The organism is Mesorhizobium sp. CO1-1-8, from assembly GCF_020164875.1.
Lineage (GTDB): Bacteria > Pseudomonadota > Alphaproteobacteria > Rhizobiales > Rhizobiaceae > Mesorhizobium.
Map to the genome: position 1 here is coordinate 205,209 of NZ_JAIUGZ010000010.1, position 22,965 is coordinate 228,173.

Sequence of the window (22,965 nt, forward strand, 5' to 3'; positions counted from 1 at the left end):
TTTTAAAAGCGGGTTCAACATGTGGAAATCTGGCGGGTGGCCTTGGTGCCCACCCCGAACAGCAGCAGATCGGCCTTGGTCCACAAGAGATAACAGCCGAGCAAGGTCAGTGGCATGGCGAGTGCCGCGAAGGACCCGCCCGACCAGACCTCAGGCAAGGCACGTCCGAGGGCCACGGTGGTCGCCAGCATTGCTGGCAACCGGCTGGCGAGCACCGCACTGCGGAACGGATCGGGCCAAGCGGCCGGCCACATCGGAATCTGCCTGCCGGGCCTGTGGAAGGTGCTGCCGAATTTGCCCAGCGCATGCAGCAGGCCGGAGGTCGCTGCAAGCAAGGGATCGCCGAGCAGCAGCAGCGCAATGCCGAGCCCAATCGCACCCAGGCCCGACAGGAAGTCGCCCAGGCGGTTGAGGGTGGGATCGGGAGCATCCGGCCTTGCCCAGGCCCGGTGATAGGCCTCGCCGCCCCAGAAGAAGACCAGGGTGGTCAGGGTCAGCGCAACAGTGCCATGGCTCCCAGCGAAATATTCGATCACCGCCATGGTGACGCTGCTTCCCTCATGCAAGCCGACCGGCGCGGTGGCAATCTGGATCGCGAGACCGACAATGAGGCCGAGCGCGTTGCCGCTGTTGTAATAGCCGCCCGGTCCCTTCATGCGGGCGCGAAGCGCCGATACCAAATGTGCGATCGGAAGAAGAAGGATTGTCCGCCCGTCCATTACTGCGCCCCCGCGACAAGTCCGACCGGGTCTGGAATACGTTTCGCATCACCGGCAAGGACCATCACATTCCTCCACTGGCCCTGAATTGTTGGGGTGACGATCGCCTGCCCAATTTGCGCCACCAGCTGCAAAGGCAGGCGCCGCGTCGAAGGGTTGAACCGAAGCGGTTCGCAAGGACGTGCGTGCCTGCGGCGCTCGGTTAGACATTGCAACGGGCAGGATCGCACCCAGAATGATGGCGGCACCCAATGCGCTCGCGGACGAGCTCCGCTCGCCGAGAAAGACCGCCGCGCCCAGCGCCCCGAAAACGCTTTCTGCACTGACGATCACGGCTGCGTGGCTGGCCGGTGTAAAGCGGAGGGCAACCGTCTGTATGCCGAAGGCAATCGCAGTGGAGAACACGCCGAGGATCGCCAGTTCCGGGCCGGCTGCGAATGCGGCGGCCAACGACAGATTGCCTTGCATTGCGCCGAGTGGCAGGGCAAAGGCTGCGGCGCCGAAGAACTGTGTCGCGGCTGCGGTGAACGGCCTCGCATGCACCTGCATGTGCCGGCCCAGCTCGACTGCCCAGAGCGCATAGCAGGCGGCCGACAGGACCGCGGTGAGATCGCCACTGCTGAACCCGGCAATCCCATCCGACAACAGCAGTGCTCCAACAACGGTCAGCCCGGCTAAGAGCGTGAGACTCGCTGTCGGACGTTCGCCTGCGAGAAACCAGGCGGCCAGCGGTGTCATTACCGTTGCCGTGCTGACCAGGAAGCTCGCATTGGTGACGGAGGCACTGAGATAGCAAAGCTGCTGGAGCGTGATGGAGATGGCAAACAGCGCGCCCACCTTGGCCAAGCTGGAAAAATAGTCCAGCCTGATCGGAAGCCGCCTCTCCATCAAGACAAAGGGGAGCACAAGCAGCCCACCGATCAGGCAGCGCAGACCCACCGCGCTCAGCGCGTCGAGATGTACAAGCACCATCTTTTGCGAGACATTGCCGAAGCCCCACAAAGCGGCTGCAAATAGCAGCAGCAAATTGGCTCTTGTCCTGGACACGCGCCCCCCTCGAACCAAGCCTTTCGTTGACTTGATCACCTTAATTTAGCAAAGCCTAAATAGCCTGCCGTTACGGCAGCGCTTGAGCGCCAAGGCCAACTGTTGCGAAGCGTTAGTTTTGAGTTAGGATTTCGTCAGGCTGGGACAGCAAAATGCAAAGTGAGGACAGCGGCGCTGCAAATAGAATCTCACTCTTCGGCGGTTTCCGGATTGAAAATGAAACGGCCGGTCCGCTTCGGCTGACCGGGAAACGAGGGTCAGCAATCATCGCTTATCTGGCCCGGTGTCCGGGCATGGCGGCGACGCGGGAGAGGCTGGCTGACCTCCTGTGGAGCGACAGCGACGGCGAACATTCGCGCAACAGCCTTCGGCAAGCCCTCAGTGTCCTGCGCCAAGATCTGGCGCGAGAGGGGGTGGACCTCGTCCATTCCAGCGGGGAGTTGATCGCGCTGAGGCCAGAGGCGGTTCAAGTCGACGTGGAGAAGTTCGAAACGGGTCTCTCGGCCCGTTCCGCTCAGGACCTCGCGAAGGCCTTGGCGAACTACACCGGGCCCTTCCTCGACGGGCTTTATCTGGGAAGCAATGCGTTCGATGACTGGATCACATCGGAACGCGACAGGCTACTCGGCCGCGCGCTTGAGTCCTTCGAAAAACTGGCCCGTCTCGTCGACCCCGATGCCGGGCTGATCCTGGCCGATCGTATTCTGGCCATGGAACCGACACGGGAAGAATCCTATCGACTCAAGATGGAATTGCTGCTCACATGTGGCCAACGCGACAAGGCAATCAGGACATACGAAGCTTGCAGAAGCATGCTGAAGAAGGAGTTCGGCGTCGAAGCCGGCCCTGAAACGCGGGCGCTTTGGCAATCTCTGTTGCTTGCCGCCGACGACGCCTCAAATGTGCAGTCGACAAGTGGTGTTCCGGCCAGCCAGCGCCTTGGGCGTCCGTCCATCAGCGTTGCCGACTTCGTCAATCTGACCGGAAAGCAAGGCGACGACTTTTTCGCCAAGGGACTTGTCCAGGACATCACGACGGCTCTCTCCGAAGTGGCCGACTATGTCGTGCTCGCCGCGCTTCCGCCCGAGAAGAGCGGTCCAGGCGAAGAAGCCAAGACGACAGGGATACTCCGGGCGCGATATATGCTCAGCGGCAGCGTCCAGAGATCCGGCAATGGGTTGAGGGTGAATGTCCAACTCGTAGATGCCGCCGGCGGCCACCACGTCTGGGCCCAGAAGTTCGACGGCCACTCCGAGAACGCGCTCGAATTCCAGGACAGGATCGCACAGTCTGTTGTTCTTGCCGTGATCCTCGAACTTCAACTGACCAACTGGAAGGTTCGAGACAAAAGCCCGCCGGGTACCCCTGAAGTGCGCAGGCTGGTGAACGAAGCCCTCATGAAATATTTTGAGATGACTCGGGACTCGCTTTTGGTCGGGATAGACCTTGCCGAGAAGGCTTTCTCGATAGGTCCCGACAATGCCCGTGCAAAGCGGACGCTCTCGATCGTAATATCCATGGGCGTGGCGTTTGGCGCGCTGCCTCGGGAGCGTGGGGTGATCGAGCGTGCGGTCGAGCTTGCGGAAGCCGCGGTGCGGGCGGTGCCGGACGATGAAATTGCCCGATGTATCTTGTCGTTCGCTCTCGAAAGTTGCGGTCGTATCGACGAAGCGATCGCCGAATGCCGTCACGCGATCAGCCTCAACCCAAGCTACCCGACTGGCCACGGCGATATTTCGATGCTCTTTGCATTGCGCGGACAGGTCGACGAAGCGGTGCGCGAGGCCAACGAAGCAATCCGGCTCGGAAGGCACGATGTCATCGACTTCTGGCGCCACCACGGCCTGGTTGTGGCGCTCTTCGCTGGCGGAGACAACCAGCGGGCGCTCGAAGCCGCCCGCAAAGTGGTCAGGACAAAGCCGGGCTTCGTTCGCGGCGCCCTTTATTGGGCCGCGACCGCGTCGGCCACCGGAAACAACGAAGAAGCGTCCCGGGCCATCCACCATTGCCTGTCACAACTTCCGCATCTCAATCTGAGCAATGTCTGCCCTGGCTTTGTGCCGCGCTATGTGAAGGATCATCACCATTCCCGGTTCCTTGAGATGCTGTCGAGGGCTGGCCTTCCCAGTTCCTAGCCACATCATTGACGCAGACACCGTTATACGAAGCTGGAGGGTTCCGTCCTCCGCCCAGGCATCGAAAGCAGATAACGCTTTGGCAATTCCGGCCGGGTCGACCTATACGCTACCCTGCGATTGAGGTATTCGGCGCCGCACGCCGTCGCGGCGGCCAGGTCATCCGCCGATTTGCGGCGGTGGCCTATCATGGCACATGATAGAGTCCGTGCGACGCGATTCAACCTATTGAAGTTATGAACATGCAAGATTATCAAAGGTTTAGGATAGCCATAGCCCCTATGATGGATGGGGCGGATAAATAAGTAATATCAGATAGTTGCGGGATGTCGTGTGCAAAAATCGCACACGGAAGTTCTGCTTCTCTTCTTTTTTCGTTCCCACGACACAGCCGCCGACAGTCCTATTTGGATGCGCTTTTGGCGAGGATATTGGCCGCTTCATCGCGGAGGTTCGCTGCGGTATCCGGGGCCGCAACGTCCGGATGAGGCCTCCAATTTCCCTGGGGTTCTTGGAAGCTTTTCGAACTTTCTGGATCGCGCCGCAGCCCGAGTTGCAGTTGCTTGTGGACAAGGTGAGTCAGTAGTTTCGACTTTCGGGTAAGGGGCGTCGACCTCTGGCACAGGTGCCTTGCTGATAGCGCTCGTCAGCACGAGCGCTCAAGTATTCCCAACGACAGCTCCCATGCAGGCAGCGGCATACGTCAAAACAACGCTTAAAGCGTGTCGTCTGAATCCCTTTCGACGTGACGCTCGGCTCTGCCGCCCCATTCCTCGGGCGCGGCATTGGCGATCGTTTGCGAGAAGGTCCAGGCGTGGCCGGCGAGATCGCGGCAGGAATATTGCCGTTCGCCATAGGGGTAGCTCGTCGGCTCGGTCAGCGCCATGGCGCCACTACGCATCGCGCGGCGGTGGTGCGCATCGACATCCTCGACACGCACCATCACCGAGAATCCCTCGTCGCCGGGCGACGGCGCGGATCCGCGCCTCTTCAGGGTCGTGACCACGACGGCCCCGTCGCCGAAGCCGAGCTGCGCGCGATGATTTCCGATCGTCAGCCGCAATTCGAATCCGAAGGCCTCGCAAAGCCAACGGCTGGCCGCTTCCACGTCTGGGTAGGCAAGCACCGGTATGACCGTATTGGCAGGCATAGAGCGGTTCTGCATGGGCGAGCCTCCTTCCGGCGTCGATGACGGCAGCGCCGAGTTTCAATTATAGGGCGACCGGCATTGCTGCCGCGGGCCGTCATAGGGTTGGTAGCTGTTATCCCAGGCGCGGTAGGAGCGGTAGTTGTCAAAGCACCAGCGCACATGGGCGGCCGCCAGGCGCGCCGCGGGGGGCGGGGGTGGCGCGACCGTGGCGGCCGCCACGCCGGCCGCGAAGGCGGCGGCCGGGAACCAGTAGCCATTGTAGTAGCGATAGCCGGGCCGCATGCGCCAATAACCCCGGTAACCATTGTAGTAATAGGCGCCGCCGACGACGTAGAAGCCGCGCCGGTACCAGACCGGCGTCGCCTGGCTGGTCACGGATGCCTGGCCCGGGGCGGGCACGATCGGAACGGCCTCGGCCGGCGAGGCCAGCATCGATGCGCCGAGCACCAGGCCGCAAAAGGCCGTCGCTATCCATTTCATCGTCTCTCTCCTGTGTTGTGTGTCACCTGGAACTACGGGGGATCACGGGCGCTTCAGCGCCCTCAGTTCGGAAATCGAAAGCGCGCCGTCGCCATCGGTGTCCGCCTGCAGCAGCCGGTCGGGAATGGCGGCCGTGAATTCGTCGCGCGAGATTTTGCCGTCGCCGTTGCGGTCCATGCGGCCCGCCTCGGCCTGCAGGCCGGTGAAGCGCGCGGCCTGAATGTCGCGCTTCGCCTTCACCTGCGCCACGGCCGCCTGCACCTCCTCGGGGTCGAGCACGCCGTTGTGGTTGGCGTCCAGCCGATCGAACATCCGCGCCCGCGCAGCCTGGATCTCGCTGAATTCGAGCTTTCTGTCGCCATTGGTGTCGATGCGCCGAAACGCCTCCCGCGCGCCCGTGTCGGCGGCGAAGGCGCTGCAGCCGCACAAAACCAGCCCGGTAAGGGCGATCACGATCTTGGTCATCTGGGTCTCCGCTGAAATCGACGACCCGCCGCGGATCGTTCTTGCAGCGTCTCCTACGCAGGAGTTCGGCCGCTCCTACGCGCCGCCCACGAATTTTAGGCACAGCGATGCCGCGCCGCAGATACCGGCGAAAAAATCCTGCTGCAGGGCGTAGGAGCACGGGCCGGGCTGCGTATTGGCCGACAGTCGCCCTCCCGCGACGTAACAGTCGAAAGGACCAAGCATGAAACGCTCAGCAATCCTTGCGGCCCTGCTTCTCGGGCTCGCTCCGGTCTGCGCCGCCGCGGCGCAGGACATGCCCGGCCTGCGCATCCTTCAGCGCCTCGACACCGATGGCGACGGTGTGATTTCTAAGGATGAGATCCTCGCCGCCCGCGAACGCCTGTTCAAAAGGCTCGACCGCAATGGCGACGGCGTCATCGACGAGAAGGAGATGGAGACCGCTCGCCAAGCCATCGAGGACCGCGCCCAGGCGGCCGAGGCCCGGCTCGGCAGCCGCTGGCAGCGCATGGACAAGGACGGCGACGGCAAGGTCACCGAGAACGAGTTCCAGGCAAGCACGCCGCTCTTCGATCTCGCCGACCGCAATGGCGACAGCAGGCTCTCCGCTGACGAGATCGCGGCGATCCGCAAGATCATGGCTGCTCGCGCCAATTGACCAACCTCCCCGTCAGAAAGGAAATGACATGCTTTCAAGACTCAAACTTCCGCTGTTCTGCCTCGGCGCAATGGTCGTCTGGTCGGCCGCGTCCCCTGCCTCGGCCGAGGAATGGACGCGCAAGACCGTGCATGGCGGCGAACTGAGCCGCAGCGTCGACAAGGATGGCAACGTCTACACCGGCTCGACCACGCGGACCGGACCGAACGGCGGCACCTACACCTCGAATTCAACCTGCAAGGCCGGCGTTGTTGACCGCTGCTCCAGGAGCTATTCTGCCACCGGACCGAACGGCAAGACCGTTTCGGGTCAGCGTTACAGCGCGGCCGGACCGTTTCGCGGCCGTTCTGTCGGCAGCTTCACCGGCCCGAACGGCAACACGGTTCACGGCTTTCGCCGTTGGCGCCGCTAACATCTGGTGGTGGACTTGACGTCGGAATTCGTTCTTCTCCCGGGCCGGATCGTCGCGGACTTCTCCCTCGCCGCCGGCGGCTCGTCGACCGGTGCCCGCCGTGCGGGATGAAGCCGCCGATGGCGACGAGCAGCTCCTGGCCCGCATCGCCGCCGGCAGCCAGGCGGCTTTGTCCGCGCTCATGGCCCGTCACGGCCGTGGGCTGCGGACATTCGCCACGCGCTATCTCGGTCATGCGGCCGATGCCGAGGACGTGGTGCAGGAGGTGTTCGTGACCGTCTGGAAGCAGGCCGCGCGCTTCGACCCCGGCCGGGCTCGCGCCTCGACCTGGCTCTACCGGATCACGGCCAATCGCTGCATCGACCAGCGCCGGCGCCGCGCGCTGCGCAACTTCTTCGGCCTGGACGACATCTCCGAGGAGCCGGCAGCGCCGGAAGCAAATGCCGAGACCGCAACCGCGGCAAGGCAGGAACTGGCAATCGTGCGGGACGGTCTGTCGGGCCTGCCAGAGCGCCAGCGCATGGCGCTGCTGCTGAGGGCTGTGGGCGAGCTTGACATCGCGGCGATAGCCCAGGTGATGGGCGCCAGCGCGGGCTCGGTCGAACAGTTGCTCGTGCGCGGGCGCCGCGCGCTCAGGGATCATTTGGCAGATGCGGCCGGGGGCCGCGAAAGGAAGTCCTCATGACACGCGAGGAATTCGAGAACAACTGGCGCCGCTTCGGCGACAACATCGATGCTTGGCCGGCGCCCTTAAGAGGGCCCGCCCTGGCATTCATGGCGCTTGGCGGTGATGCCGGCGCCGATGCAGTGCTCGACACGCTCGTTCGACAGGCCTCGCTGGTCGAGGGCGACGACCGCGCCTTGGCGCGCAAGGTGATGGCGCGCATCGATCGCGGAGCCGCGCGACCGCCCCGGCTGCCGCGTTTCCTCGTCGCGCCGGCCGGCATCGCCGGTTGCGCCGCGGCCTTGCTTGTCACCGCGACAATCGCCGGTTACCAGGTTGCGCGGCTTCAGGACCAGTCGCAGGATTCCGAGCTTCTTGCGCTCGCCGCAGGCGCAAGGCTTCCCGACGGCGGACCGCCGATCGCCGGCGATGCGGGCGAGGGGGACGCGCTATGAACGGTCGCTCGTGGATATGGGCTGCGGTGCTGGTCGTGCTTGCCCTTTCGCTCGCGCTCAACTTCTTCTTCATCGGCTATGCCTCGCACGGCCTGCGCCAGGCGGCCGTCGGGCGCGGGCTGCTGGCGGAGGTCGCGGGCGCCTACTCGCCGGAGGTGCGCAAGGAGTTCCGCTCGGTCATGCGTGACAACCGCGCCCGGACATTCGAAGCCCTGCGGCAACTGCGCGCGGCGCGCTCCGACCTGGCTGCGGCAGAGAAGGCGCAGCCTTTCGACGAGGCGGCGGTCAGGCAGGCGATGGCCGCGGTGCGCGCCGCCACCACAAATCTCCAGGCAACGGTGCAGGACTACCTGCTTGCCGCCATCAAGAACGTCAACGCGAAGTCAACGGGAGGACGGTGAGCCGTCGCCCCACTCGCGGCACAATTGCCGTGACCTACTTCCGTGTCGGAACCATGATGGCAACCAAATGCGGCACGACCGGCTTGTCCTGATATTGCTCTGGCGCGAGCTGGTCGCCGGCCTGCGCGCGACGCGGCGCCGCGATCTGGCCTGGATTGCGCTCGGCGGCGGTGGGCTCTCGGCCTATGCGGTCGCCGATATTGTGGTTGCGCTTCATGCAGCGGCGCCGAAATTGCGGGATGGCCAGCTCCTGTGGACCCTTGGCCTGCCGCTTACCCTGGCCGTGCTCGGGGCGCTCACAGGCAACGCGGTCGCTAGGCTTTGCCTTGAACGCGCTTTCGCGCCCTTCCTCAAGGCGCTGCCGCTTGCGCCCGGACAGCGCCGCCACATGGCCGGCAGGGCGACGCTGGCGATCTTCGCACCGCTGGACATTCTGGTTGCCGTTTTGGTCGGCTTCGCCTGCGCCATCATTGGAAAGCCGTTGCCGGCGGTCTGGGGGCTGGGTGCGGCGATCCAGTTTGCCCTGGGCTTTGGCACAGTGGCCCTTTGGCGTCTGCGACGGCCACTTCTTCTCCTCAATGAGGCGGAAAGCCAAGCGGCGCTGGTTGGAAGGCCCTGGCTGCGCCGCCTCGACCGGGCGCGACCGCGCTGGCTTTCGAGCTGGGCCTGGAAACTGCCGGTCGGCCATTTGCGGCCGTCGTGGAAGCTCGCCGCGGCCGGCCTGTTGCTTGCAGCTGCCGCCATCCTTGGCGCATGGGCGAGCCTGGCCGGCCACAGGGCCGGGCCGGCCGCAGTCGCGGGCCTGGCGGGCGGCATTCTCGTCTTCATGCTCAGCCTGCGCTGCCAGCCGCTCGGCTCGCCGGTGCTGCGCACGGCGCCCATCGGCTTTACCCGCGTGTGGCTGCGGCTAGTCCAACTGCCCTTGCAATTGTCGCTCGCCTTCTTCCTGCTGCCGGCCGGCGCGGCGCTCGCGGCCGAGCCGTCTGCCTGGACGGTGCCGGTGGCGAGCGGGGTCTGGCTGCTGGTGCTGAACGGCGCTTATGCAGTGTTCGGCGCCTATTTCCTCAACGCGCCCTTCGTCGCCATGCTGAGCTTCGCCGGTGCGCTCGCCTATGCCAGCTACGAGACGCTCGAATATGGCCGCACCGTGCTGATCGGCCTGGCGGTGCTGGTGATTTTCCTGTGGCACCGAACCCGACAGAGGTATCGCAATGGCTGAAGTCCTCACCGTCGAAGCGCTCAGCGCCGGCTATCGCGGTCGCGTCGTGGTGCGCGGCATCGATCTCTCGCTGCGTCGCGGCGATATAGTCGGCCTGCTCGGCGCCAATGGCTCGGGCAAGTCGACGCTCATCAGGGCGATTACCGGCCAGATCCCGTTGCTTGGCGGCAGCGTGGCGATCGACGGCGTCGACCTGGCCGCCGCGCCGGAGCGCGCCAAAGCCGGCTTCGGCCTCGCCATCGAGCCGCACGAACTGCCGGCATCGCTTTCAGGGCGCCAATATATGGAGCTCGTCGCCTCGATCCGCGGCTGCGCGCCAAACGATCTGCCGAGTGCCGATCTGCCGGGCGCCGACCTTCTGGAGCGGCTTGAGCTCGGGCGCTGGATCGACCGTCCGATCGCGGAATATTCGCTCGGCACGCGCGCCAAGATCGCGACCCTCGCGGCACTTCTCGGCCGGCCGCCGCTGCTGATTTTCGACGAGACGCTGAACGGCCTCGATCCAGTTGCCGCCTTCGAGGTGAAGCGCGTCATCGCCGCGCTCTGCGCGAGCGGCCGTCACGCCGTCATCGTCTCGACCCACGTGGGGGAGGCGGTGCCCGCACTCTGCAATCGCGCGGTCCTGACGGCCGACGGACGCCTAAGCCGGAGCTGGGATGCGGCCGAGCTGGCCGAAGCGGGCAGGGTGCCCGGCGCTTTCGAGGAAAGCGTGATGCACGCGTTGCGTATACGAACCGCTGCCTGATGTCGCGGACCGAACCGCTCCGCCCCATTGTGTATGTTTCTGAACCCAAAGCCGCCTGACTGGAAGGGCTCGGAAAGGCGACCTTCGGTGGGATCGATCGTCACCATGCTGAACAAGGGGCTCAAGGCACAACTTGCCGAAGGCCAGATGAAAGAAGCGGACCTTTATCTGATGATCGGCGCCAGCGGTACGACCGCCAAGGAATCCATCCTGTTTGGCGGTGCTCCCGCGCTGTGCGACTCAGCCGGCGTTCCCTGGACCGCGGCCTATGTCGACTCACGCGGTGAACCTACCGTGGATTTGCGGTCGAACATCGCCGCTGAAGCGCGCGCCAAGATCGTTTACGAACGCCTCATCAACATCACCGATGATCCGGGCATCAAGGACGCGCTCGGCTTCCTGATGACACGCGAGATCGCTCATCAAAAGTCGTTTGAGAAAGCACTCTACGCCATCGAAAACAATTTCCCGTCAGGCAAGCTCCCGGGGATCGAGAAGTACGCCAGCATGTACGTCAACACCTCTCAAGTTGAGGGCGATACCAATGGTCCATGGAATTCCGGCGAAGAGTGGGATCGGATCGATGACCTTGAAGAGGTGATGCCCCTCGACGGCGGAGACGGCTTGGCAACCGTCAAAACGGGCGCCAGAGACATGAAGGTGATGGCCAAGATGGCCGAGCGTACTCTTTCTGATCCGGCGTCCGATCCGATCACAGGCGCTGCTTTAGGTGCGGGTCCGGGAGCTGGCCGAACCAAGAACGCGGATTTTGGCGGCGCGGCAAGCATTCAGGAGGCCCCGGCCGTGGCAGAGGCTGCTGTCAAACGAGCACGTAAGCATTAGTTTAGAGCTGACATCATTGCGGGGCAACTATGTTCGGGTCAGGAAGCTAACGACGAAAGCAGGGCATCCGACTGGCAGCAGCGGACTGGCCGGAGTGCTCGCTATTTGCTGAAAGTGGTGATGCACATAGGGCCAACCGCTGCACCACGATCAGAGTCGGAACATGCGGGGCAGTCGGAGTAGGTCCGTGCCCCCGGTTGCGAGAAGTTGCATTGTCGCAATCGGAGCCTCGGCGGTGGCCACGACGCGCTGAAGAAACTTGTCCGGGACATTTCGCCGGACATTTCGGCGGCCCTCCTACCGAACAGCACGTCGGCCTCACGAGTTACATCGGCGACATTCTCGGTCGCGCTGCCAGCATGCCCGTAGTGGATGCCGCCAGCGGAGGTTGTGCCCAACCATAGTGCCTAATGTGATTAGGTGTCGTGCCAGCAGAGCCTATGACGGTGACCGTGCCGACCGGAACTGGTCGTAAGGAAGGACCCAGACGACGCACCTCGCTGCTCGCACGAGCGATGACCAGTCAGCGCCCATGGCGGCGACAAGGTCACGAGCACCTTCATCGGACTTCCAGTGTGGTCTACAAGCTTCCGTACCAGCAATTGGAATGCTAATTCTATAATTGTCACAGGTCGGACCCTTCCGAAAAGCAGCCACGACGGTAGCATGCGAAAAGGGTTTCCGCATTTGCACATGTTAGACACTATCATTGATGTCTCACGTACCGCAGAATGTCTGTTTGACGCGTTCATCCGGGCGTGGCGGGTCAGCATAGCGTTCCATTACCTCTTGCTCATCGAAAGGCCGGCTGACAACCGTCAGAATCTCCTCGAATGGTGTGAAGTCGCCGCCCAGAGCCGCCTGGATCATCGCCTCCATGCGATGGTTGCGAGGGATGAATTTGGGATTGACGGCATGCATGGCCGCCCGGCGCGTGTCTGTTTCGGCTGTTTCACTGGCGATCCGCTCGCGCCACCGCACCGACCACGCATCGAATGCGCCTGGATCCCTGAACAGCTGCCGCGCCGTGCCGTGACCTTCCGAGGCGTCGAGGTCGTCGCCCAGGCGTCGGAAGCCGAGCGTAAAGTCGGCTTCGCCGCGAGCTAGCACATCGAGAAAATCAGCCGCGAGCTGCAAGTCGCCTTCCGCCTCGGTCAGCAATCCGAGTTTTCTGCGGAAGCCGCGCTGCAACACAGTCTCATAGGAGGACTGGAAAGACCCAAGCACCTCTTCTGCTTCAGAGACGGCTTCATTCTCATCCGTGCTCATGAGCGGCAGCAGCGTCTCGGCAAGGCGCGCAAGGTTCCATGTGGCGATGCGAGGCTGGTTGGCATAGGCATAGCGGCCGACGCGGTCGATCGAACTGAACACCGTGCCGGGGTCATAGGCGTCCATGAAGGCGCATGGGCCATAGTCGATGGTCTCGCCCGAGATCGCCATGTTGTCGGTGTTCATGACGCCGTGGATGAAGCCGACCAGCATCCAGCGCGCCACCAGATCCGCTTGTGCTGTGACCACGGCGTCCAGCAATGCGCGGTACCGCCGTGCTTGCCCTAACAAGTGTGGGAAGTGACGCTCAATGGCATAGTCGGCGAGGATCTTAAGCCCCTCGGTGTCGTGGCGCGCGGCGAAATATTGGAAGGTGCCGATCCGGATATGGCTTGCCGCCACTCGTGTCAGCACGGCGCCGGGCAGCCGGACCTCGCGATAGACGGGGTCGCCGGTGAGCACCGCCGCCAGGCTTCGCGTCGTCGGAATGCCAAGCGCCGCCATCGCTTCGCTGACCACATACTCACGTAGGACAGGACCCAGTGCGGCGCGGCCGTCACCGTTGCGCGAGAACCGCGTCGGCCCCGATCCCTTCAGCTGGATGTCACGGCGGATGCCGTTGATGTCCACCACTTCGCCAAGCAGCAGAGCGCGCCCGTCGCCGAGCTGAGGCACGAAGTTTCCGAACTGGTGGCCCGCATAGGCAAGGGCGATTGCTTGCGAGCCTTCCGGAAATCTGTTGCCGGCCAGCATCTGCACTCCATCGGGGCCGGTAAGCTGGTCGGCGTCGAGCCCCAGTTCGTCGGCGAGAGCCCGGTTGAGCCGGATCAGCCGGGGTTCCGAAACCGGCTTCGGATCTGTTCGCGCGAAGAAGCGCTCCGGCAATTGCGCGTAGCTGTTGCTGAGAGCGGAAAGTCTCGAGTGAATGGCTCCGGGTTGTTCAGCGGTCGCAGGTGAAGTCATGACAAGCCGGCTCTCAAGAACAGGGGCCCCAACAGCTCCCATTCGAGGAGCCTGTGTTCGCATTTTCATATAGGGACCCAACGTCACTGGTACCATCCGGATCCATAATCATCTGCATCCGGTGGCAACGCGTCTCTCGGGGGACGATGGTGGACCCAGTTAACCCGTTCCTCGGCGATCAGCTTGGCGCTACGCGGTACCAGGCTGTGGCCGTGGCTGCTCTCGATGGCGACGCTTTTGCATGCTTGATACTCCCCTGGCCGGCTCCGCAGGTCATAGGCTTGCAGGAATGCCTCGCTGCTGGCTGGGGCGACTGCTCGCTCCGGCGGCATCGGTCCAGGCGAGGCATCCGGCAATGACAGGCGTTGTGCCCACGACCAGGGCGCCGCGCGCGTGCAGGGTCACCAACCCGCGCCATGAGACCCTATCGACCGCCCAGATGGTGCCGCTGGCATCGACCCACCTGAGGTCGGTGTCGGCGGCTTGAACCGCCTGCATCATCGCAGCCGGTTCCATCCCAGCTCGAAAGACGATGACGGAAGTGGCGGCACCGTTGAAGAGCGGGCCGGCGCCCGCAGTCAGTCCTGCAAGCAGGACGATGCTGGTCAGAGCCGCCGAGGCACCGCGTGCCGGTCCACCGCGGGTTGGCAGCACCAGCACCAACAGCAGCGGCACGATTCCAAAGATGACCAGCCACGCAATATCCCACGCGAGCGGCATGTCGCTGTTCATCTTGATCCGATGCAGGCCGAGCAGCCAATGGAACACAATGGCGTCTACCAGATGCCAGACGCCGAACCCGGTCAAGGCGAGCCGAAGGATCTCGGTTGTCGTTCCGGCCCGCCCGCCTGCTGCTCTCGCCACCACCAACAGCATCGTGCCGGCAACGGCCAACACGTACATGAACAGGTGGAAGAGGCCGTCGACCATGATCTGGAAGCGCAGGTCGGAACCCAGGTCGGCGAGGCCCGAGAGAAGATGATGCCATTGCAAAATCTGGTGCAGGACGATGCCGTCGAAGAAACCGCCCAGCGCGAAGCCGAGCAGCAGCCAGCCACCTCGCGTGCTTGGATCGAGTTTCGCATTGATAGCGTCCATATCAGCACCACCGTCTCCAAGGTGTGGGCCGTCGAGAAGGCGCCGACATGTCCAGCGCGGGGCCATGGACACCATGACGCGCCTCGATCCAGAAGGCGGATATCAGCCCACCAACCACCGTGGTCAGAACCAGTGTCGCAGCGATTATCGCCAGCATGGACCTCGATCCTCCGCCGCGCAGGGGCATGCCGCCGCCCAGCCAAACCATCGCTTCCGTTGATTGTTCCCGACCGTTGGTTCTGGGGAGGGAACATTCAACGGCCAGCACGGTTCGGATGGCCTATCAGGGGACGGCTCAAGCGGAGACGGTCATGAGCGAATGACGGCGGCATCAGGGCCGAACAGCCGCGACCACAAGCCGAGGGGCATCACCCGCTGGCTGTTTTCGACAAACCACAAGGAGATCGGCACGCTCTACCTGATCTTCGCCTTCATCGCGGGGGTCATCGGCATGCTCTTGTCGGTGGGCATGCGAATTGAACTGCAGCAACCCGGGATCCAGATTTCCCTGGGTTGGCATCGATGATCTACGGCTACCAAGGCGACGCAGCCATAGATGCCGGCAAGCAACTTTACAACGTGTTCACCACGGCGCACGCGCTGATCATGATCTTCTTCACCGTCATGCCCGCCCTGATCGGTGGGTTCGCCAATTGGATGGTTCCGATCATGATCGGCGCCCCGGACATGGCTTTCCCACGCATGAACAACATCTCGTTCTGGCTGCTGCCGCCTGCGTTGATGCTGCTTCTATTGTCGATCTTCATGCCCAGTGTCCCCGGCGGCTACGGTCCCGGGACCGGCTGGTTCCTCTATCCGCCCCTTTCGACCTCCGGCCATCCCGGTCCTTCCGTCGATCTGGTCATTCTTTCTCTGCACATCGCGGGAGCCTCTTCGATATTAGGTGCGATCAATTTCATCACGACGATCTTCAATATGCGCGCGCCAGGGATGACGTTGCATAAAATGCCTCTCTTCGTGTGGTCGATCCTCATCACCGGATTCCTGCTGCTGGCCCTGCCTGTCCTGGCAGGGGCCATTACAATGCTCCTGACCGATAGAAATTTTGGCACCACATTCTTCGCGCCGGACGGTGGCGGCGATCCTATCCTGTACCAGCATCTATTTTGGTTTTTCGGCCATCCGGAAGTCTACATCATGATCTTGCCGGCCTTCGGCATCGTCAGCCAGGTGATCTCGACATTTTCGCGAAAGCCGATCTTCGGCTATCTGGGGATGGTCTACGCGATCGTGGCGATCGGGGCGATCGGTTTCGTCGTTTGGGCCCACCATATGTACACCAGCGGAATAGGGCTGGATACGCAGCGCTACTTCACCTTCGCCACGATGGTGATCGCAGTGCCGACCGGGATCAAGGTGTTCTCCTGGATCGCAACCATGTGGGGCGGTTCCCTTAGCCTGCGAACCCCGATGCTGTGGGCGCTCGGCTTCATATTCTTGTTCACTGTCGGAGGCGTGACCGGCGTACAGCTTGCGAACGCCAGCCTCGACCGCCAATTGCACGACACCTACTATGTCGTCGCACACTTCCACTACATTCTTTCGTTGGGTGCCATCTTCGGCATCTTCGCGGGCTGGTATTACTGGTTCCCGAAGATGACAGGATATTTGTACAATCCGGTTTTTGGCTGGGATCCATTTCTGGACGACCTTCATCGGTGTGAACCTCGTTTTCTTTCCTCACCACTTTCTTGGAATGGCCGGCATGCCACGTCGCTATATCGACTATCGCGACGCTTTTGCCGGATGGAACATGGTCTCCTCCTTTGGATCGTATCTGTCGGCCGCGAGTGTCCTGATTTTCCTTACCGGCATCGTGGAGGCTTTCCACCTGCGAAGGGCCGCCGGCATGAACCCTTGGGGCCGGGAGCCACCACATTGAAATGGGAGTTGACCTCTCCGCCGCCTTTCCATCAATGGGACCGGCTGCCCAAAATAGAATGAAGACGGCTCGCCGCGCGCGACAGATAACGGACGGCGCTGAGTTGGAACCGCGTCGCGCTGGTCGTGAATCACCTATCGGAAGCTGATCACCAGCACGGCGAAAAAGCTGGCGAGGGCTACTGCCCAGCAAAACAACCAGTTGGCGATCAGCAGGACCGATTTCAGCCCGGTGGTGTGGCAATAGTCTTCGATGATCGATTGCATGCCCAGCCGCATGTGGACGCAGTTCGCCAGAATGAAGGCGACGAGGGCGGGTGCGACATAGATCGATCCGACCACGCGGATCACGACATCTCGAGGCTCTCCGATCAGCCTTATAACGACCGCGACGATGTAAATGACGAGGATTAAAAGTGCAGCAGATGTCAGTCGTTCCAGTATGAACGTTTCGGTTCCGTGTTTCGACGACCCAAGGCCCCGCACTCGAGCTAACGGAGTTCTGATCGAGCGTCGGTCAGTCATCTTACTTCCCCAAACTCACTTGGTTCCGTTGCCCGTAACTCAAGCTGTTGCTGTCCAATGGTCGGGCTCGCGTCACGGATGGATAGTGCGCAAGCACGTTCTCCAGTTTTGCAAGGCGAGCTTTTTGGGCGGTTAGCTCGTATCCTGAACGCCATCGAACCTTGTTCGGTATGCCAGCTGTCCACAGCTCCTTTTCAAGGAGCGAGATGCTGAGGCGGACGGCGTCGATCTCTAGGACCAGCGCGGTCATCACCAATTTCCGACTCTGCATGGCTTTAGTTCCGGTGGGCAAGGGTGGCGCCAAACACAGTGCATTTGGAAATGTTCCCCGGTGGGCGTCTGGCGTTGAAAATTTAAACGCCTCGATGCCGTCCTCAAAACGGTCGCCACAAGCGGCACTCGGCACCTGGAATCCCTGCGCAGTCCGGTAGGCGAACGCCACCTTGGTCGGGTCTCGCCTCCAATGGGCCGCGGCGTGCCGGGCGATGCTTATGAACAAGCAGGCGTGGGGCAAAGAGATTTGCATCACAGACGCCGGGAACTGATCGATCATCAAGAAGTTTGCGGGATTGGTCAGGAGAACGGACTATGTCGGACAACGAAATTCATCAAGACGCCTCGCGTTTTCGCACCAGCATCTGTGTCGTGAACGCTCGCGTGTTCCGCGGACCTCAACTCTACAGCATGACATCAATGGTCCGGATCCGGATCGACCTCGACAACGCCGCTGCCGATGACCTTGAACATCTCGCTCTTCACCACGATCGCCCTGTCTTCATCAATGCCGATGCCAGGACCCGTGGGTTCTGCGACACCGCTCCGATGACATGGCCCGGAGCGCTGCCGTCCAGTCCCTGGGGGCGATGCAGCCGGCGTGCATTCCAACATCGCGGAAGGTGAACTGATGCCCGCCCTTTCCATCCATGATTTTGAGGGTCACGTGCTGAGCTCCTGCGATGCTCGATCTCACGATGCAACGCCCCGTCGGGGCTCCATGAGACTTCGACACCTTGGCGGCAAAGATACGGGGGATTAGGCGACGCCCGATGGGTGCGCAACCGCGCGCGCTCAACGGTGGGCCACCGAGCAGATCAAGGCAGGAGTTCAGTATGTTTTCAAACCGGATAAAGCTCGCCACGCTGTTTGCGGCTGCCGGCCTGTCGCTGGCGGCATACAATAACGCACGCGCCAGGAAGGCCTTGGCTCCCCGTTCGACGGGACGCACTCTGACGGTCGATGGGGTGGACCTGAGGATCATCGAGAAAGGCAGCGGGCCTCCTTTGCTCCTGTTACATGGCAATGGCTCGGTTGCGGAAGATTTTGCGATCAGCGGCGTGCTCGACCTTGCGAGTGCCAAGCATCGGGTCCTCGCCTTCGACCGGCCTGGCTTCGGCGGAAGCTCGCGACCGGCTCGAAAACGATGGTCGGCGTGCGAGCAGGCCGATCTCTTCCACGAGGCAGCCCTCATACTAGGCATTCAAAAATACCTCGTGCTCGGACATTCCTGGGGCGCTTGGATCGCGCTGGAGATGGCCCGCAGGCACGCTCCCTCGGTCGCCGGCTTAGTCCTCGTCTCTGGATATTACTATCCCTCACCGAGGCTGGATCTTGCTCTTGCAGCACTGCCGGCCGTACCGCTGATGGGCTCGGCATTTCTTCACACCTTGCTGCCGCTCGCAGTAAGGCTCGGCTGGCCGTCGGCCATGCGAAAGATATTCCGGCCCGGGCCGATCTCGAACGTTTTTTCGGTGAGCACAAAGGAGGTCGCCAGCCGCCCCTCTCAGCTGCGCTCAATCTGTGTGGAGACAGCCCTGATGCTCGGCGCGGCGCTGTTTACTAAGCCTTGCTATCGGAACATCGACGTGCCGACCGGAATCGTCGCTGGATCAGGGGACGGGCTGTTCGACGCTCGGCGTGAGGCGGAACGCTTGCATGCCGAAATTTCAGGATCACTGATAGAAATAATCCCGAATTCCGGGCACATGGCTCACCACAGTGACCCGCAGGCGGTGATCGGAATGATCGACAAGGTCACCTGTACGCCTCGTCCACCAAAAGAGGGAGGCAGCACCTATTAAGCCCAACTCGACCTACGGCATTGCCGTGAGGCGCTTACCCGCGCGCTCGTGCACGAAGGCGGCCATCCCAATGATAGGACCGGACAGCCCCACCTTCCGTGGCGTTGCAGCTATTCAGAGGGATCGACAGTTCCACGTATTTGCGACGCCGCTTGGGCTTCGAAAAAGCTGACCGACTTATGCGACGTCGCCCAGACGCAAATTCCGTAGGCAATCCCGAAGGAGATCAACACGGCGGGCAAGATGGGTAAGCGGTGCATGGATCGGCTGGGCCTCTTTGTTGCAGACCCGCCCACAACCTCCTGCAACCCGATCGGTTCGGCATAAAATATTTGCCCTGTCGGCATGGTTTACGAATGGTTTCGCAGGCCGTCACGGATGCTTGCCACTGTTTGTCTTCTGGCGGAGACGAAGAAAGCCCGCTGCCGGAGGAGGTGGCAGCGGGCTCGATTTTCGAATGTGGCGCGGGAGGAGGTGCGCCTCATTCAGCGCCGGCATCGCATCTGGGAGGAGTAGATGGCCGACAATCAAAATCTACCCGCTGCCGAGCGATTTCTGCAATCGTGGAACGTGCATAGCTGCTGTGCAGATTTGCCTGTGCCGACACACGTGTAGCAACAGGCCTCCGAATTGGGCAATTTTGTAAGGCTCAGCAATCGGGGGAAGGCCGGTCCCGATCCTGGAGGCGACACTAAGGCCATTACGCAGAGGAAAAGGACGTGTTCGACAAGATCGCCGCCCGGCCCCGGAAAAACTTTTGCCAGCGGGTCGGAACCCTACTGCTGCTGCTCCGGCATTTCAGTATTTTCCTGAGGGTCTTTTTTCACTCCCGGGCTGGGTGACGTATCCGCTGGCGCATTACCGCCCTGGTTTTGCTCAGGAGCACGCTTGAAGGGTGCCGTCTGCCAAGAGCCGTTCGATAAAGGCGTGAGTACAAAGAATGCCATCAGGCCGACGAAAATGACGGCAACAACCGCCACGCCCCACGCCATGAGTCTTCGCGTGCCGCGTTGTTCTTCCCTGCGAGATAGATTGTCCGCCATTGCTCCGGCCTTTTCTGAAGTGGCGCCTGTTGCGAATGCATCTTCCTTCCTCGAACTTCGCTATTGCATCAAAGTTCCGGCCCCGGTGCAGCATCTGCGAATTGAGCATTTTGAAGCTTAGCGCGCTAACGGCGTCGCCTGCGCATTGGGCGCACGAAGGCGGCTATTCGAACAACAAAAAGGATCCTGACGGCCCGACGATGAAAGGGGTTACCCAGCGGGTATATGACGCTATCGCCGGGGCCAAGGGGCAGGCGGCGCGATCCGTCAAGAGCCTGGCCACCGTCGAACTCAACCACATTTACGACAAGCAGAATTGGGATGCCGTGAAAAGGCGATCTGCTGCCCGACGGTGTCGACTATGTCGTCTTTGACGGCGGCGTGAACTCCGGCCCTGGCCGCTCGATCATGGGCTTCAGCAGGCGCTGCGGCCTGTCTACACCGGGCCGATTGATGGCGTCACGGCATGGACACCATCACCGAACTGAGGCAATCAACAACAACGACGCGCTGATCGGTCGTATCTGCGATGCACGAATGAACTTCCTTCGCCACAAGGGCTGGTCGGCACACGTTGCCGAGGTCCGGGCGATCGGCAAGGCTTGGGCGACGGGCGAGACGCCGCAAGCGGCTAACTTTGTCGACGGCGGCCAAGCAAAGTCCTTGTCGAGGACGCCAACGCCGCACCTTCGACTGCGGCGACCGACTTGGCAACAGGCGCCGGCACCGGCGGCCTCGGCCTGTCTGGTTACCTCTATGATCTGCAGAACCAGCTTCGCCGTTGTCTTACACGAGCGAGTGGATCGGCAAGGTGGTTGTGGTTGTGGTCGTGGCACTCGCAAGCGCGTAAGGCGAGCCAACCCAAGCCTACCTGTGGTCTACATCAGCGGCGATGGTGCGTTCATGGGGCTCTGAAGGCGTCCCAGACAGCGTGATGATCGTCAAACCGTTCTTCCCTCCCCAAATCATTACGGCGCTGCCTACACTGCTCAATCAGCAACACCCAACAGCGTCGAACGGAGGCGAACCCTCTCCGTACAGCAGAAGTCGGCGTCAATTAGCAGTATCTAATATTTCCCTTTTGGCGAAGTTGGGTGTACCCTAGTGAATAGCGGGGTGATCCTAGGAACCTACACTGCCCGCTGCCGAGAGGTGGCGGGCTTTTTTTGATTGCCAGGAACCGAATGGCGCAAGTTGGACGCCATCAGCATTCCATCCATGGAGGCATTGGGGCGCGGACTTTCAGATTACGCGATGGTGGAGCGGATGCGGAGCCCGCCTGAGCCAGTCGCCTCCGAGAGATGCCCCCATCTCTCGTCCGCACCGCATCCACAATCTTGTAGCATCCTTCGCGCAGTCCGCATCGAGCCAAGCAACGTTTTATTGTTGACAATGATGTGACTGTAACAAAAAGGAAGCCTGTAGGGGCAGCACCCGTCCCCCAAATGGCCTGCCTCTCCAGGAGCCCGCTACCATCCCGGTGGCGGGCTTTTGCTTGGCTGATGCTGAGCGGAGGCCCGATGACCAGCGACATCCTACTTCGAAAGCCCCATAGCCCACCCCAAAGACAAGGCTAACGCGAGTCCAATACAAACAGCCGCCAAGATCCACATTAAGGTTATCTCCGCTCGTTAGGCGAGTAACAATGCGGAACCCTACCCAATGGTTGCAATATCGACGGCTGGCGGCGGATTACTCTACCAGCGACAATAGCGGCTTGTGTTTTGGCCGTTCGTGCCAGATGACCTGGCGAAGGTCACGCATGTCGACCTGCTGACCGCAAATCGGGCAGGTATAGAAGTTGTCGTCCTCATCGGCCGGTCGCCTCCGTGCAGCTTGCCGGGGACAGGCTGGCCAAAGTCTGAGAGCTTTGTCATGGTTTTCGAATTGCCACAGCAGCAAAAGTTCCCGCCATTTCAGCAGAAGCTAACGGAACAATCTTCAGCAGCCGGGAGCGGAAGCTCCGCGCTTGGCGGGTCCGAGCTTCCGCAGCCCGTCTCGCGGCACGGGCAAATGCAGGCGAGACGGGCTGTTTCGCGTTGAGTTGTGAGCTCGGGGACCTGCCGCCCTCGCTGGTCCGCCACCGGGTCTCGACACCCCAGTGACGGCGATGCGAGGGTCCTGGTCGGAAATGCGCGTAGAGTGTCGTGCCGCATGAAGCCTATTCGAGCCGGCGTAAGGGTCGTGAAGTTACAATCCATGACGACAGATGCAGCCCGTGCAGATCAGGAATGTCGCCGCCCCGAAGAGCGAGGTGACTTCTCGCTTGCCTTCGCCCGTATGTTTGGTGGAACCCACCAGGCCATCCAGAACAATAAACGAGTAAACAGGACAGTCGCCCTCACGCACCAGATCCTGGTTGGCCAAATAGTCCCCCTCCTGGATCGGAATGCCTTTCAGAACGCCGATGTCAGCCTCTCGAAGATCCAAGATGGTCTGAAGCTTGCGAATGAGTACATCCGAGGATGAGGTGAGAGACAAATTGAGTAACTGGCTGATGTTGGCGACCGAGCTATTATTCGCGCCAATGGTTCCGGCTGGCCGGCAACGGGGTTCCGAAACGACCACCGTCGGGTGGTTATCGTCATTTCGGCAATTCAGCATGTGCACATATTAACGCCGGCGGACCGGCCACCGAGCGGCACGGCCCCACGGACGGAGCGTTCTGCCGGCGTCGAGCGTGATTCAAGGTGC

24 protein-coding genes and 1 pseudogene are annotated in these 22,965 nt (G+C 62.0%); 13 read left to right on the forward strand and 12 right to left on the reverse strand.

The window, feature by feature from the left end:
• Nucleotides 1-14: 14 nt before the first annotated feature.
• Both LB558_RS20765 and LB558_RS20770 read right to left on the reverse strand, forming a co-directional pair.
• On the reverse strand, nt 15-680 hold the full coding sequence (locus LB558_RS20765) for a hypothetical protein (protein WP_224699234.1): 666 nt from the start codon (nt 678-680) through the stop codon (nt 15-17).
• Nucleotides 681-767: 87 nt separating this feature from the next.
• Nucleotides 768-1,766: a DMT family transporter gene (locus tag LB558_RS20770; RefSeq protein WP_224699235.1), complete on the reverse strand. Its 999-nt coding sequence runs from the start codon at nt 1,764-1,766 to the stop codon at nt 768-770.
• Nucleotides 1,767-1,918: 152 nt separating this feature from the next.
• Here LB558_RS20770 and LB558_RS20775 point away from each other — a divergent pair, with 152 nt between their 5' ends.
• A complete protein-coding gene (locus LB558_RS20775; RefSeq protein WP_224699236.1) occupies nt 1,919-3,901 on the forward strand; it encodes a BTAD domain-containing putative transcriptional regulator in 1,983 nt (660 codons plus the stop codon).
• A gap of 715 nt (nt 3,902-4,616) precedes the next feature.
• On the opposite strand, the gene LB558_RS20780 is transcribed toward LB558_RS20775, so the two are convergent.
• The 3 genes from LB558_RS20780 to LB558_RS20790 are packed head-to-tail and all read right to left on the reverse strand — an operon-like array spanning nt 4,617 to nt 5,996.
• The gene (locus LB558_RS20780; protein ID WP_224699237.1) at nt 4,617-5,066 is read right to left on the reverse strand and encodes a VOC family protein; all 450 of its coding nucleotides are present in this window, start codon (nt 5,064-5,066) and stop codon (nt 4,617-4,619) included.
• Nucleotides 5,067-5,108: 42 nt separating this feature from the next.
• Nucleotides 5,109-5,531: a BA14K family protein gene (locus tag LB558_RS20785; RefSeq protein ID WP_224699238.1), complete on the reverse strand. Its 423-nt coding sequence runs from the start codon at nt 5,529-5,531 to the stop codon at nt 5,109-5,111.
• Between the two features lie 42 nt (nt 5,532-5,573).
• Complete coding sequence (locus LB558_RS20790) at nt 5,574-5,996, reverse strand: EF-hand domain-containing protein (RefSeq protein ID WP_224699239.1); 423 nt, start codon at nt 5,994-5,996, stop codon at nt 5,574-5,576.
• Between the two features lie 223 nt (nt 5,997-6,219).
• Between LB558_RS20790 and LB558_RS20795 the strand changes: the two genes are divergently transcribed.
• The 8 genes from LB558_RS20795 (at nt 6,220) to LB558_RS20830 (ending at nt 11,393) form a co-directional block, all read left to right on the forward strand.
• A complete protein-coding gene (locus tag LB558_RS20795; protein ID WP_224699240.1) occupies nt 6,220-6,654 on the forward strand; it encodes an EF-hand domain-containing protein in 435 nt (144 codons plus the stop codon).
• A gap of 28 nt (nt 6,655-6,682) precedes the next feature.
• Entirely contained in the window at nt 6,683-7,066 is a 384-nt protein-coding gene (locus tag LB558_RS20800) for a hypothetical protein (protein WP_224699241.1), read from the forward strand.
• Nucleotides 7,067-7,166: 100 nt separating this feature from the next.
• Nucleotides 7,167-7,751 (forward strand): RNA polymerase sigma factor, encoded by a 585-nt coding sequence (locus LB558_RS20805; protein ID WP_224699242.1) that lies wholly within the window; start codon nt 7,167-7,169, stop codon nt 7,749-7,751.
• The gene (locus LB558_RS20810; RefSeq protein WP_224699243.1) at nt 7,748-8,185 is read left to right on the forward strand and encodes a hypothetical protein; all 438 of its coding nucleotides are present in this window, start codon (nt 7,748-7,750) and stop codon (nt 8,183-8,185) included. The genes LB558_RS20805 and LB558_RS20810 overlap by 4 nt, the downstream gene beginning before the upstream one ends.
• Nucleotides 8,182-8,586 carry a periplasmic heavy metal sensor gene (locus LB558_RS20815; protein WP_224699244.1) on the forward strand — a complete coding sequence of 135 codons (405 nt, stop codon included), beginning with the start codon at nt 8,182-8,184 and terminating at the stop codon, nt 8,584-8,586. Before LB558_RS20810 ends, LB558_RS20815 begins: the two co-directional genes overlap by 4 nt.
• Nucleotides 8,587-8,653: 67 nt before the next feature.
• Nucleotides 8,654-9,805: a hypothetical protein gene (locus tag LB558_RS20820; RefSeq protein WP_224699245.1), complete on the forward strand. Its 1,152-nt coding sequence runs from the start codon at nt 8,654-8,656 to the stop codon at nt 9,803-9,805.
• Nucleotides 9,798-10,550 (forward strand): ABC transporter ATP-binding protein, encoded by a 753-nt coding sequence (locus LB558_RS20825; protein WP_224699246.1) that lies wholly within the window; start codon nt 9,798-9,800, stop codon nt 10,548-10,550. Before LB558_RS20820 ends, LB558_RS20825 begins: the two co-directional genes overlap by 8 nt.
• Before the next feature lie 87 nt (nt 10,551-10,637).
• Complete coding sequence (locus LB558_RS20830; RefSeq protein WP_224699247.1) at nt 10,638-11,393, forward strand: manganese catalase family protein; 756 nt, start codon at nt 10,638-10,640, stop codon at nt 11,391-11,393.
• A gap of 717 nt (nt 11,394-12,110) precedes the next feature.
• Here LB558_RS20830 and LB558_RS20835 read toward each other — a convergent pair.
• Both LB558_RS20835 and LB558_RS20840 read right to left on the reverse strand, forming a co-directional pair.
• On the reverse strand, nt 12,111-13,625 hold the full coding sequence (locus tag LB558_RS20835; protein WP_224699248.1) for a protein adenylyltransferase SelO: 1,515 nt from the start codon (nt 13,623-13,625) through the stop codon (nt 12,111-12,113).
• A gap of 273 nt (nt 13,626-13,898) precedes the next feature.
• A complete protein-coding gene (locus tag LB558_RS20840; RefSeq protein ID WP_224699249.1) occupies nt 13,899-14,798 on the reverse strand; it encodes a DUF2243 domain-containing protein in 900 nt (299 codons plus the stop codon).
• A gap of 244 nt (nt 14,799-15,042) precedes the next feature.
• Here LB558_RS20840 and ctaD point away from each other — a divergent pair.
• Nucleotides 15,043-16,688 (forward strand): annotated as a pseudogene (gene ctaD, locus LB558_RS20845) (cytochrome c oxidase subunit I).
• Nucleotides 16,689-16,760: 72 nt separating this feature from the next.
• Here the strand turns inward: ctaD and sdhD are convergent.
• Entirely contained in the window at nt 16,761-17,150 is a 390-nt protein-coding gene (sdhD, locus tag LB558_RS20850) for a succinate dehydrogenase, hydrophobic membrane anchor protein (RefSeq protein ID WP_224699250.1), read from the reverse strand.
• A gap of 1 nt (nt 17,151) precedes the next feature.
• The gene (locus LB558_RS20855) at nt 17,152-17,703 is read right to left on the reverse strand and encodes a hypothetical protein (RefSeq protein ID WP_224699251.1); all 552 of its coding nucleotides are present in this window, start codon (nt 17,701-17,703) and stop codon (nt 17,152-17,154) included.
• A 35-nt stretch (nt 17,704-17,738) separates the two neighbouring features.
• On the opposite strand from LB558_RS20855, the gene LB558_RS20860 reads away from it, so the two are divergent.
• Together LB558_RS20860 and LB558_RS20865 are read left to right on the forward strand one after the other, a co-directional pair.
• A complete protein-coding gene (locus LB558_RS20860) occupies nt 17,739-18,050 on the forward strand; it encodes a hypothetical protein (protein ID WP_224699252.1) in 312 nt (103 codons plus the stop codon).
• A gap of 209 nt (nt 18,051-18,259) precedes the next feature.
• Nucleotides 18,260-19,228 (forward strand): alpha/beta fold hydrolase, encoded by a 969-nt coding sequence (locus LB558_RS20865; RefSeq protein ID WP_224699253.1) that lies wholly within the window; start codon nt 18,260-18,262, stop codon nt 19,226-19,228.
• A 776-nt stretch (nt 19,229-20,004) separates the two neighbouring features.
• Here LB558_RS20865 and LB558_RS20870 read toward each other — a convergent pair.
• Nucleotides 20,005-20,271 carry a hypothetical protein gene (locus tag LB558_RS20870; RefSeq protein ID WP_224699254.1) on the reverse strand — a complete coding sequence of 89 codons (267 nt, stop codon included), beginning with the start codon at nt 20,269-20,271 and terminating at the stop codon, nt 20,005-20,007.
• A 200-nt stretch (nt 20,272-20,471) separates the two neighbouring features.
• Here LB558_RS20870 and LB558_RS32935 point away from each other — a divergent pair, with 200 nt between their 5' ends.
• Nucleotides 20,472-20,645, forward strand: a complete 174-nt coding sequence (locus LB558_RS32935; RefSeq protein WP_263495345.1) for a glycosyl hydrolase 108 family protein — start codon at nt 20,472-20,474, stop codon at nt 20,643-20,645.
• An 85-nt stretch (nt 20,646-20,730) separates the two neighbouring features.
• Here LB558_RS32935 and LB558_RS20880 read toward each other — a convergent pair whose 3' ends face one another.
• Entirely contained in the window at nt 20,731-20,925 is a 195-nt protein-coding gene (locus tag LB558_RS20880) for a hypothetical protein (protein ID WP_224699256.1), read from the reverse strand.
• 1,536 nt (nt 20,926-22,461) lie between these two features.
• Entirely contained in the window at nt 22,462-22,881 is a 420-nt protein-coding gene (locus LB558_RS20885; protein ID WP_224699257.1) for a hypothetical protein, read from the reverse strand.
• Nucleotides 22,882-22,965 lie beyond the last annotated feature (84 nt).